This window comes from Formosa sp. F44, from assembly GCF_056238645.1.
The window spans coordinates 260,596-272,821 of sequence record NZ_JBWDLJ010000001.1 but is presented as its reverse complement, the minus strand read 5'-3'; the positions used below and the strand labels follow the sequence as shown (position 1 = coordinate 272,821).

Sequence of the window (12,226 nt, the reverse complement as noted above, 5' to 3'; positions counted from 1 at the left end):
TAAATCGATTGGCTTTCACATAATATTATAACTAAAAAAAGTTGAATTACTTTTTAAGGCAACTCAACTTTATATTTTATTAAAATGAAGGTAAAACTATGTTTATTCCATCATTTCCAATTCCGCTCGATTTATAATACGTATTTTCTTTCCTGAAGTTTTTACTAACTCTTCCTTTTTAAACTGAGATAATGTTCTAATTACAGACTCTGTTGCTGTTCCCACTATACTTGCAAAATCGTCGCGAGATAATGTTACTTTAAGATAACCACTTTCATCGACACCGAAATTATCGCTTAAATACAGAATGATATCTGCCAATCGTTTTCTAACCGATTTTTGTGCCATATTAATAATAGCAGTTTCTGCATCTTTTAAATCCTCTGCCATACGCCTTAACATACTTAAAGAAAAGTCGTTATTCTTCATTAAATCTTGCACAATTTCTTGTTTCGGAATATAACACACTTCCATATCATTTAATGCTGTAGCCGTTAAGTTTGCCACTTCATTTATAATTACCGAACGCTGTCCTAAAAGTTCCCCTTTAACAACCAACCTTACAACCTGCTCTTTTCCTTTTTCTGTTAATTTGGTTAATTTACATACACCCGAGCTAATACAATAAACGCCATTAAGCATCTCGTCCTCTTTAAAAATAATTTCGCCTTTTTTAATATGCTTCGTTATTTTTGCACAAGATATAGCTTTTATTTCTTCACCCTTCAGCATTTTTAAAGCGCTTAACTTCCTCACCATGCATTGTTCGCAATCTCCCATGTAATCATTATTATATTATATCCAAAAGTACTAAAATCATGACAAATATCATATTTTTACAGGCTCCTATTTTAAACCTTTGATTTTAAAAAAAATGGTCCATAATTCCCAAGAAAAAACATGTTTCCATTGCGGTAACACCTGTGATAGTGTTGAAATAAATTTCGACGATAAATCATTTTGTTGTAACGGTTGTAAAACAGTTTATGAGATTTTCTCGGAAAGTAATTTAACGGCCTATTACGACATACAAAAGTCGCCAGGAGCCATCCCAAAAATAAACGAAGGTAAATTCGATTTTTTGAAAGATGAACAAATTTTAGAAAAGCTTCTAGAGTTTAACGACGATTCTATTCAGATTGCAACTTTATATATACCGCATATTCATTGTAGTTCTTGTATTTGGATTTTAGAAAACTTGCACAAACTAAAACCTGAAATTACAAGCTCTCAGGTAAACTTCAACAAAAAAACGGTTCGGATTACCTACTTATCTAAAAGCACCTCATTAAAAGATGTTGTTTTGCTTTTAAGTACAATTGGTTACGAACCTTATATTAGTTTAGACGATTATAGCGACGGTAAAAAACATATAAATCGCTCCATAATTTATAAACTGGGCATTGCTGGTTTTGCATTTGGAAATGTTATGTTTTTGTCATTTCCAGAATATTTTGAAGTAGATGAGTTTTGGTTAGACCAGTACAAACCTATTTTTAGATGGATGATGTTTGCCTTTTCTCTACCAGTTGTATTTTATGCCGGGCGCGATTATTTTATATCTGCCTATAAAGGCCTACGCGCTGGACTTTTAAATATAGACGTACCCATTGCTGTTGGTATTTTGGTTTTATTTTTACGAAGCACTGTCGAAATTATATTCGACCTCGGACAAGGATTTTTTGATAGTTTAACAGGATTAGTGTTCTTTTTATTATTAGGAAAGTTTTTTCAGCAGAAAACCTATTCTTTTCTATCGTTCGAGCGCGATTACAAATCGTATTTTCCCATTGCGGTGACTAAAATAGTTTCTGAAACTGAAGAAATTCCTATTCAGATTTACGACATCAAACAAGGCGATCGCTTATTAATCAGGAATGAAGAATTAATTCCTGTAGATGGTATTTTAATAAAAGGAAAAGCATCTATAGATTATAGTTTTGTAACTGGCGAATCGGAAACCATTAGTAAAGTTTCTGGAGACAAATTATTTGCTGGAGGAAAACAAACCTCTGGAAGTATTGAAATGGAAGCGGTAAAAGCTGTTAAACAAAGTTACCTAACACAACTTTGGAGTCATGATATTTTTAATAAAAACAAAGAAGATGCATTTGTTAACTTAACCAATACCATAAGCAAACGGTTCACCATTTCTATTTTGAGTATTGCGGTAATTTCCACAGTATTTTGGTTATTCTTTGATGCTAGCAAAGCCATGAACGTATTTACTGCAGTCCTTATTATAGCATGTCCTTGTGCTTTAGCTTTAGCCGCGCCTTTTACGTTTGGAAATATGCTACGTATCTTCGGAAAACATAAATTATATTTAAAGAACGCTAGCGTTATAGAACAATTAGCGGCTATTAACACGATTATTTTCGATAAAACAGGAACCATTACCTCCAACAAAAAAAGTACTGCGACGTATGATGGAACCCCTTTAACTCCAGACGAAGAACGCTTATTAAAAAATACTTTACGCGGCTCGAACCACCCATTAAGCAGAACTTTATACGATATTTTAAAAGCGAACGACATTGTTTCTTTAGATACTTTTGAAGAACATATCGGACAAGGCGTTCAGGCCTCCATAAAAAATAATGCGATAAAAGTAGGTTCGGCTAATTTTGTTGGTAAAAAAGAACTTCAGAAGTCCTTAAGTACAAGTGTACACATTAGTAGTAACGAAAATTACAAAGGGAAATACACTTTTTATAACAGTTATAGGACCGGACTTTCTAAATTATTTAATGATTTAAAACAACGATATGATTTGGCGATTCTTTCTGGTGATAATGAAGGCGAGCAGGAAAATCTAAAAAAATTATTACCGACAAAAACCAAATTGTTATTCAATCAGAAACCTGCAGATAAATTGGAATATATTAAATACCATCAAACCGAAGGCTCTAAAGTTTTAATGGTTGGCGATGGTCTTAACGATTCTGGTGCTTTAGCACAAAGTGAGGTAGGTATAGCACTTTCAGAAAATATTAATATTTTTTCTCCAGCATGCGATGGGATTATGGATGCTTCAGTTTTTCACAAATTAGAACAATTCTTAATAGCATCGAAAACCGCTATAAAAATTATAAAATGGAGTTTTTTATTATCTTTATTATATAATTGTGTAGGCCTTTATTTTGCTGTTACAGGGCAACTTGCGCCTGTTATCGCAGCTATTCTTATGCCACTAAGTTCTATAAGCATCGTTGTATTTACTACGATAGCTTCTAACTGGGCGGGAAGAAAATTAGTTTAACCACATTCAAAACATGACAAATGTCATATTTTGAATAACATGAGCCTATTACTTTTACCGATTAATTAAGCAAAAAATGAGCGTAATTTATATTTTATTAGGAGTAAGTGTTATCGTAGCACTCGTCTTTTTTATTGCATTTATATTTGCAGTAAAAAATGGACAATACGACGACAGTTATACCCCTTCGGTGCGCATGTTATTTGAAGACGAATTAGTTTCAGAAAAACCTAAAAAAACCATACTAACTAAAAAAGAATAATCAACAATCACTATGGAAATACAACAATTCTACTACGATAATAAAATCGTTAAAAAATTCATTTATGCTACTATATTTTGGGGTGTAATTGGAATGGCTGTAGGTTTACTTCTTGCCTTCTTTTTTCTGTTTCCAAACCTTACCGACGGTATATCTTGGCTAAGTTTTGGTCGATTAAGACCTTTACATACTAATGCAGTAATTTTTGCTTTTGTTGGAAATGCCATTTTTGCTGGGGTGTATTATTCCTCCCAACGTTTACTTAAAGCCAGAATGGCTAGTGATCTTTTAAGTAGTATTAACTTTTGGGGTTGGCAACTTATTATTGTTGCGGCCGCCATTACATTACCATTAGGTTTCACGTCGTCTAAAGAATATGCCGAATTAGAATGGCCAATTGATTTAGCAATTGCCGCGGTTTGGGTGGTATTTGGATGGAATTTAATTGCCACTTTATTAAAACGTAGACAACGTCACTTATATGTAGCTATTTGGTTTTATTTAGCAACGTTTGTGACTGTAGCTGTTTTGCATATATTTAATAGTTTATCGTTGCCAGTTAGTGCCTTTAAAAGTTACTCTGTCTACGCCGGAGTACAAGATGCTCTTGTACAGTGGTGGTACGGACACAATGCGGTAGCTTTCTTTTTAACAACACCATTCTTAGGTTTAATGTATTATTTTATACCTAAAGCGGCGAACAGACCAGTATATTCTTATAAATTATCTATTGTTCACTTTTGGTCTTTAATCTTTATTTACATCTGGGCTGGACCTCACCACTTATTATATTCTGCATTACCTGAATGGGCTCAAAATTTAGGAGTTGCATTCTCTGTAATGTTATTAATGCCATCTTGGGGAGGTATGATTAACGGATTGTTAACCTTAAGAGGAGCTTGGGACAAAGTAAGAACCGACCCTGTTTTAAAATTCATGGTTGTTGCTATTACCGGTTATGGTATGGCCACTTTCGAAGGTCCGTTACTGTCTCTTAAAAGTGTAAATGCTGTTGGTCACTATACCGATTGGATTATTGCACACGTTCACGTTGGTGCTTTAGCATGGAACGGATTCTTAACATTTGGTATGATTTATTGGTTAGTACCACGCTTATTTAAAACAAAATTATACTCTATAAAACTTGCTAATGCGCACTTCTGGATCGGAACATTAGGTATTGTCATGTACGCACTGCCTTTATATGTTGCTGGATTCTTACAAGCAAGTATGTGGAAACAGTTTAATCCTGACGGAACTCTAGTTTATGGAAACTTCTTAGAAACTGTAACAGAAATTATTCCAATGTACGCCATGCGTGCGGCTGGAGGAACATTATACCTAATTGGTATGATTGTTTTAATTTACAACGTATATGCAACCGTAAAACAAGGTTCTGAAGTTACAGACGAATTGGCCGAAGCACCTGCTTTAGAGCGTGTATCTAAAAAACGTATTGCTGGCGAAGGCTTCCATACGTGGTTAGAACGTAAACCTATTCAGTTAACTATTTTAGCGACTATTGCCATCTTAATTGGAGGTGTTATACAGATAGTACCAACTATTATGGTAAAATCTAACATTCCAACTATTAGCAGCGTTAAACCTTATTCACCTTTAGAACTTGAAGGTCGAGACATTTACATTCGTGAAGGTTGTGTGGGTTGTCACTCACAAATGATTAGACCATTTAGAAGTGAAGTAGAACGTTACGGAGATTACTCTAAAGCCGGAGAATATGTTTACGATCACCCATTCCTATGGGGAAGTAAGCGTACGGGTCCAGACTTACACCGTATTGGAGGGAAATATTCAGACAACTGGCACTTAAATCACATGTACGATCCACAAAGTACATCTAGTGGTTCTATCATGCCTGCATACCAGTGGATTGTTAGAGACGAATTAGACAAATCTGATACTGAAGCTAAAATGAAAGTTATGGCTAATCTAGGTGTACCATATACCGAAGAAGACATTGCTAATGCACAACAAAGCATGTTAGAGCAAGGTACAGCTATAGAAAAGAACCTATATAGTGATCCTGATTTTGCCGAAAATTATGAAAACGATAAGACCTCTGCAGCTGCCAATGGTGAAGATTTTATTGAAATGAAAAATCGTGAAATAGTAGCGCTTATAGCATACTTACAACGATTAGGAACAGACATAAAAGTAAAAGACGTAGAATAACTAAAAACCAAAAACCATGTTTAGCTTCGTAAAAAACTATATGGATAGTATGGAGGGTATAGAAATATACCCAATACTATCATTATTAATATTCTTCGGCTTTTTTGTTGTCTTATTTTGGTGGGTATTAACCTCTAAAAAAGACTACATAGACACGGTAAGCCAACTTCCTTTTGAAAACGATAACCACCAAAACGAAACCAAATTATGAGAAAATACATACCATCTTACATAAGAGTACCCGTCCTATTCTTTGCAATAGCGGGATTAATTGAATATTTTGTAGACTCAGGCAACGAACCTGCTTTTATAAAGTTCCCAATCGTGTTGGTGTTCTTGGTTTTGGTTTTAGTTGTTATACTAGCTATTGAAGGTATTGTTTCTGCTTTAGACAATGTATTATTTCAAAGTTTGGACGAAGCCGGAAAAGCCAGGTATTTAGCGAACAAAAATAAGACGCCAGAAATTGTACAGAAAATAAAAGACCTGTATGTAAAATCATTAGGACAGAAACCAATTGCCCAAGAAAGTGAAATTATATTAGATCATAATTACGATGGTATTCGTGAGTTAGACAATTCACTACCGCCATGGTGGAAATATTCATTTTACATCTCTATTATCTTCGCCATAGTATATATGCTAAAATATGAAGTTTTTAATGGTGATTCTCAAATTGATGAATACCAAACAGAACTTGCTGAAGCTAAAATAGCTATTGAAGAATACAAAAAAACCGCTAAAGATTTAGTCGATGCTAATACAGTAACCTTATTAACCGATGCTGCAGACCTTGGCGCTGGTAAATCTATTTTCGAAGCCAACTGCGTTGCTTGTCATATGGCAGATGGTGGTGGTGGTATTGGTCCAAACCTTACCGATGACCATTGGATTTTAGGTGGTGGTATTAAAAACGTTTTCCACACTGTAAGTGAAGGAGGTCGTGCAGGAAAAGGTATGATCGCTTGGAAACAAAGTTTAAAACCAGCTCAGATAGCTCAAGTATCTAGTTATGTTTTAAGCTTACAAGGCACCACACCTGCTAAACCTAAAGAAGCCGAAGGTGATATTTGGGTAGCAGAACCTGCTGAATAAATTAAAGAAAGAACAAAAAAAATAAATAATGGAAACGCCAGAACAAGAAGCATTTCGAGATTCTATTGGCACACTAACTGAAGATGGTAAACGTGCGTGGGTATTTCCTAAACAACCTAAAGGAAGATTTTACGACAAACGTAAATTAGTAAGTTACATCTTATTAATTATGTTAATTGCATCCCCTTTTATAAAAATAAATGGGAATCAATTTTTAATGTTCAATGTTTTAGAACGCCGATTTAATATTTTCGGATTTCCGTTCTGGCCACAAGATTTTAAACTTTTTGTGGTCTCTTTACTTATAGGTGTTGTATTTATAGCATTGTTCACTGTAGCGTTTGGTCGTATTTTCTGTGGTTGGATTTGTCCGCAAACTATTTTTATGGAAATGGTTTTCCGTAGAATTGAATACTGGATAGACGGGGATCGTGGAAAACAAATGCGTTTGGAACGCCAACCATGGAATGCCGAAAAAATACGTAAACGTGTTTTAAAATGGTTTTTATTCCTTGTAATTTCATTTTTTATATCCAACGTATTCTTAGCTTACTTAATTGGTGGAGACGAAGTATTAAGCTACATTAAAGAAGGTCCAACAGCACATTTTAGTACCTTAATATCTTTATTAATTTTCACTGCTGTCTTCTATTTTGTTTTTACTTGGTTTAGAGAACAAGTGTGTATTATTGCGTGTCCTTATGGAAGATTGCAAGGGGTTCTATTAGACGATAAATCAATTATTGTGGCCTACGACCATAAACGTGGTGAAGGTGAAAATGGCCGAAAAAAATTCCGTAAAAACGAAGACCGAGAGGCTCTAGGTCACGGAGACTGTATAGATTGTAAACAATGTGTGCACGTCTGCCCTACTGGAATAGATATTAGAAACGGTACACAATTAGAATGTGTAAACTGTACGGCTTGTATAGACGAGTGCGATTCTATTATGGATAGTATTGGCTACCCTAGAGGACTAATTAGATACGCGAGCGAAGAAGAGATAGAGAAAAAGGAATCTTTTAAATTTACTGCTCGACTTAAAGCATATACTGCGGTGTTAATTGTGCTAATACTAGTTTGGGGCGGTATGCTTTTTAGCAGAAACGATTTAGAAGCTACTGTTTTAAGATTACCTGGGCAGTTATACGAACATAAAGATAACAACGTTATAAGTAATGTATTCACGTATAAACTGATTAACAAAACTAACGACGACATAGAGGCAGTCTCTTTTAAATTAGCCGATTATCCAGGGGAATTAAAATTAGTCTCAACTACAGATCAATTTGTTGTTCCTGGTCAAGGTTTGGCTGAAGGGACTTTGTTTATAGAAATTAAACAATCGGACTTAAAAGGTGATAAAAATGAACTAACATTAGAAGTTTACAGTCACGATAGATTAATTGAAACGACTACAGTGAGTTTCTTAGCACCTAGAAGCTACAAATAATTACTAAAGCATATCATTATGAGAATAAATTGGGGAACAGGAATTGTTATAGCTTTTGTATGCTTTATCGGATTCATAATGTATTTGGTTGTAAATATGATGACCGATGACAAATTCCAACACGAATTGGTTGTCGAAGATTATTACAAACAAGAATTAAGCTTACAAGACGACATTGATAAAGAAATAAATTCACAAACCTTAGAAGAAAATGTATCTTGGGAACATACCAACGACGGCATTCTTATCCAATTCCCAACATCGATAGAACCTTCCGAAATTTCTGGAACCGTTTATTTCTATAGACCATCAAAGAAATCTTTAGATTTTGAAGTGCCTCTGGTTTTAAACAATCATGCAATCTTAATTCCTAAGGACAGACTTGTTGATGGCCGATGGAATCTTACTGTAGATTGGAAAAATGGAGATGCTAGCTATCTTTACAAGAAATCTATAGTGTACTAAATGTTTATTTCTGCCTTTATATTTGGTCTTTTAGGAAGCTTCCACTGTATTGGTATGTGCGGTCCCATTGCGTTTATGCTACCCGTAGACCGCAGTCACCCCGTAAAGAAAATAAGTCAGATTTTCATTTACCATTTCGGACGCCTCCTTGCCTATAGCATTATCGGATTGGTTTTTGGGTTCTTAGGTAAAGGCTTGTATATTTTTGGGCTACAACAAAAATTATCTATAATAGTTGGAGTATTATTAATTGTTATTGTACTCCTCCCCTATAAAACATTTAGTAAATACAATTTTTCTAAACCTATATTTAAAGTTATTTCCAAAGTAAAAAAAGGAATGGGTGTTGCTCTTCAGAAAAAGACAGCAGACACTTTTTTAACCATAGGATTCTTAAATGGCTTTCTTCCGTGTGGTTTGGTTTATATGGCTGTGTTATCGTCTATTGCTACAGCGCAACCCTTAAAAGGAGCCTTATATATGTTTTTATTTGGATTGGGTACCATTCCATTAATGACTACGGCCATCTATTTTGGAAATATGCTTAGTAGTTTAGCAAAGAAACGTATTCAAAAACTAATACCTGCATTTGTTATAATTATTGGTATACTTTTTATAATTAGAGGTCTTGGACTTGGAATCCCGTATATGTCTCCTAAAATAAACCCAGATACTGTAGAAAGTACTATGGAATGTATAGAATAAAAAAAAGCAGTGACTTTAACATGTAAAGAAACTGCTTTTTTAAACTAAAAATTAACTAACAAACTTTAAATTCTATTTTATAACCAACCAAAATTATTATAGAATTTGTATTGAAAAAAAACTAACTAACTATTTATACTTCAAATTTAAGCCCTTAATTGGAGGTAGACAAACTTGCTATCGAACTTTGTATATTATTTAACAGCCTGTGTTAAAGCTTTCTAAACGTTAGCTGAAATTACGGCGTTTTACTTAAAATTTTAACAGGAACTAAATCCGCAGTAAATAGAATAGCGTATTATTTGAATTGGACTAAATATTCAGTAATTTCGAGCTGCAATAAAAAACAAAAAATAGTCATAATATGAAAAAAGTAACAATCTTAATGGCTGCATTTGCGCTTGTATTTGCAACAAGCTGTAAATCTGACAAAAAGGAATCTACAATTACTGAAACGCCAGCAGAAAAAACAGAGCAATTTGTTTTGAAACCAGAAGGTACTACAGTGAATTGGACCGCTTATAAAACCACTGCAAAAACACCTGTTTCTGGAGTATTCACTACATTAAATTTTGAACCACACGCAGGGGAATCGCCGCAAGAAGCTTTAAACGGTGTTACCTTTTCAATTCCGGTAAGTAGTATTTTCTCTAAAGATTCTATTCGTGATGGAAAATTACAAAAGTTCTTTTTTAATGTTATGGCCGATACCGACCTATTAAAAGGAACTTTAAAAACAACTTCTGCTACAGAAGCCATCGCAACTATTACAATGAATGGCGAAACAAACGATTTACCATTAACTTACACCGTAACCGAAGACAGACGTGTATCGCTAACTGGTGTGATGCAGTTAAAAGACTGGAATGCACTAGATGCTCTAGCCACTTTACACGAAGCTTGCGAAGTATTACACACAGGAGCAGATGGCGTTAGTAAAACATGGGAGGAAGTTGCTATAAATATAGATACGTATTTAAGAGAAAACTAAAATCTTGATTTAATTATAAATAAAAAGCTACTTAATGTAGCTTTTTTTTATGACTTTAATTAACTACTTTTCCCTTTCAGAAACTACTACATGCAGTTAGAACCACTTATTGAAAGATTTCAGCAAAAAGACGAAAAAGCCTTTGAGGCATTATATACTATGTACTCCAAAAACATTCATGGTGTTATTTATAATATAGTTCGAGATCAGGACATTGCAGAAGAAATTATGCAAGACGTTTTTATTAAAGCATGGCATAAAGCCGAAAGCTACGCTCCCGAAAAAGGGCGCTTTTTTACATGGCTTTTAAATATTGCCCGCAATGCTGCAATAGATAAAACCCGATCTAAATCATTTAAAAACAAAAAGCAAAACCTTGATGCTCAATTTTTCGTAGATATATTAGAACACGGCGATAACTTAGATTCTAAAACCGATGCCATAGGTATTGGAAAATTTGTAAACAAACTTGCTAAAAAATGTATTGAGGTTATTGAGTTATTATACTTTAAAGGATATACCCAAAAAGAAGCATCAGAAACTTTAGACATGCCTATTGGCACTATTAAAACAAGGAATAGAAATTGCATTAACGAGTTACGCACTATAGTATTAAACTAATATGGATATACATAACTACTTAAATTCTGGTATTTTAGAACTGTATGTTGCCGGTGCGCTTTCTCCTGATGAAAATAAGGAGGTGTACGCTATGATGCAGAAACATCCTGAAGTTTTAAGTGAAGTTCTACAGATAGAAGCCGCTGTTTTAAAACTTACAGAAGCAACCGCTCCTAAAAACACAGTCTTAGATTTTAATCCTATATCTGAAAAAATTAGACAAGAGAATACCGAATCTAAAGTGATTAACATGAAAGCTGAGAGGCTTAGAACAAGCTGGCTATCTGTTACAGGATGGGCTGCCGCTGTTATTTTAGGTATCGGATTGCTTTGGTCTATACAAGAAAATACAGCGTTGCAATCTAAAATAAGCCATTCAGAGACAGATAAAGACTTTCTGGAACAACAAATTGAAATTGCAAATTCCGATTTAAAAGAAGCTAAAAACCTAATCACAATTTTACGTGATAAAGACATGTTAGCCATTCCACTGGACGGACAAGCCATTTATCCGGAAGCTTATGCCAAGGTTTATTGGGATAAAACCTCTAATAATATGTATCTAGATGCCCAAGGTTTACCAGAACCTCCAAAAGGCAAAGTATACCAAGTGTGGTCTTTAACTTTAAATCCGTTAACTCCCACAAGTTTAGGAACGTTAGATGATTTTGTATCAGACACTAATAAAATATTTACTATTGAGAATGCAAATGCTTCTGAAGCCTTTGGTATAACCTTAGAACCTGCTGGCGGAAGTGACGCTCCTACTCTAGAGCAATTATATGCCTTAGGAACTGTAGCTTCGGTATCTTAAACAATATACTTTCTAAATTGAAATAAGAGATTTTATACACAAGCCCAGAATCAAGATTAACACACTTGACACTGGGCTTTTTTATGGAATTAGACTTCTATTATACATGGCTTAGTCTCGAAAGTTGTGTGCGAGATTGACATATTGCTTGATCTTTGTAAAAAAGAAACTCATTGTCTTCAGTATCAGACTTTCCTATTCCGTTGCTAACAAAGTGCCTTTTAGAATATTTTACAATCACAAATCACACTAAAAATCAAAGCATAGCATAATTGTTTACTGATTTGTATATCTTTCTGTGCTATGCTCGAATACCGTTTATTTACCAAAATGTAATCTTTTCACTGCTTTCCTAGGTTGTATCT

The 12,226-nt window shown here is 34.3% G+C and carries 11 protein-coding genes; 10 read left to right on the top strand and 1 reads right to left on the bottom strand.

The genetic code is table 11. The annotated features are described in order from the left end of the window. Nucleotides 1-102: 102 nt before the first annotated feature. A complete protein-coding gene (locus tag AC0UBM_RS01150; protein WP_414034962.1) occupies nucleotides 103-780 on the bottom strand; it encodes a Crp/Fnr family transcriptional regulator in 678 nt (225 codons plus the stop codon). Between the two features lie 94 nt (nucleotides 781-874). On the opposite strand from AC0UBM_RS01150, the gene AC0UBM_RS01145 reads away from it, so the two are divergent. The 10 genes from AC0UBM_RS01145 (at nucleotide 875) to AC0UBM_RS01100 (ending at nucleotide 11,861) form a co-directional block, all read left to right on the top strand. Continuing rightward, nucleotides 875-3,262, top strand: a complete 2,388-nt coding sequence (locus AC0UBM_RS01145; RefSeq protein ID WP_475687302.1) for a heavy metal translocating P-type ATPase — start codon at nucleotides 875-877, stop codon at nucleotides 3,260-3,262. A 76-nt stretch (nucleotides 3,263-3,338) separates the two neighbouring features. Continuing rightward, nucleotides 3,339-3,524, top strand: a complete 186-nt coding sequence (gene ccoS, locus AC0UBM_RS01140; protein WP_414034964.1) for a cbb3-type cytochrome oxidase assembly protein CcoS — start codon at nucleotides 3,339-3,341, stop codon at nucleotides 3,522-3,524. A 12-nt stretch (nucleotides 3,525-3,536) separates the two neighbouring features. Further along, the gene (gene ccoN, locus AC0UBM_RS01135) at nucleotides 3,537-5,717 is read left to right on the top strand and encodes a cytochrome-c oxidase, cbb3-type subunit I (protein ID WP_475687301.1); all 2,181 of its coding nucleotides are present in this window, start codon (nucleotides 3,537-3,539) and stop codon (nucleotides 5,715-5,717) included. Between the two features lie 207 nt (nucleotides 5,718-5,924). After that, complete coding sequence (locus tag AC0UBM_RS01130) at nucleotides 5,925-6,812, top strand: cbb3-type cytochrome c oxidase N-terminal domain-containing protein (protein ID WP_475687300.1); 888 nt, start codon at nucleotides 5,925-5,927, stop codon at nucleotides 6,810-6,812. A 28-nt stretch (nucleotides 6,813-6,840) separates the two neighbouring features. Continuing rightward, nucleotides 6,841-8,265, top strand: a complete 1,425-nt coding sequence (ccoG, locus tag AC0UBM_RS01125; RefSeq protein ID WP_414034968.1) for a cytochrome c oxidase accessory protein CcoG — start codon at nucleotides 6,841-6,843, stop codon at nucleotides 8,263-8,265. A gap of 18 nt (nucleotides 8,266-8,283) precedes the next feature. Next, the gene (locus tag AC0UBM_RS01120) at nucleotides 8,284-8,730 is read left to right on the top strand and encodes a FixH family protein (protein ID WP_434036374.1); all 447 of its coding nucleotides are present in this window, start codon (nucleotides 8,284-8,286) and stop codon (nucleotides 8,728-8,730) included. Continuing rightward, complete coding sequence (locus tag AC0UBM_RS01115) at nucleotides 8,731-9,435, top strand: sulfite exporter TauE/SafE family protein (RefSeq protein ID WP_475687299.1); 705 nt, start codon at nucleotides 8,731-8,733, stop codon at nucleotides 9,433-9,435. Nucleotides 9,436-9,799: 364 nt separating this feature from the next. Continuing rightward, entirely contained in the window at nucleotides 9,800-10,426 is a 627-nt protein-coding gene (locus AC0UBM_RS01110; protein WP_434036376.1) for a YceI family protein, read from the top strand. Nucleotides 10,427-10,516: 90 nt separating this feature from the next. Next, on the top strand, nucleotides 10,517-11,047 hold the full coding sequence (locus tag AC0UBM_RS01105; protein ID WP_475687298.1) for an RNA polymerase sigma factor: 531 nt from the start codon (nucleotides 10,517-10,519) through the stop codon (nucleotides 11,045-11,047). A 1-nt stretch (nucleotide 11,048) separates the two neighbouring features. Beyond that, nucleotides 11,049-11,861 (top strand): anti-sigma factor, encoded by an 813-nt coding sequence (locus tag AC0UBM_RS01100; RefSeq protein WP_475687297.1) that lies wholly within the window; start codon nucleotides 11,049-11,051, stop codon nucleotides 11,859-11,861. Nucleotides 11,862-12,226: the final 365 nt, after the last annotated feature.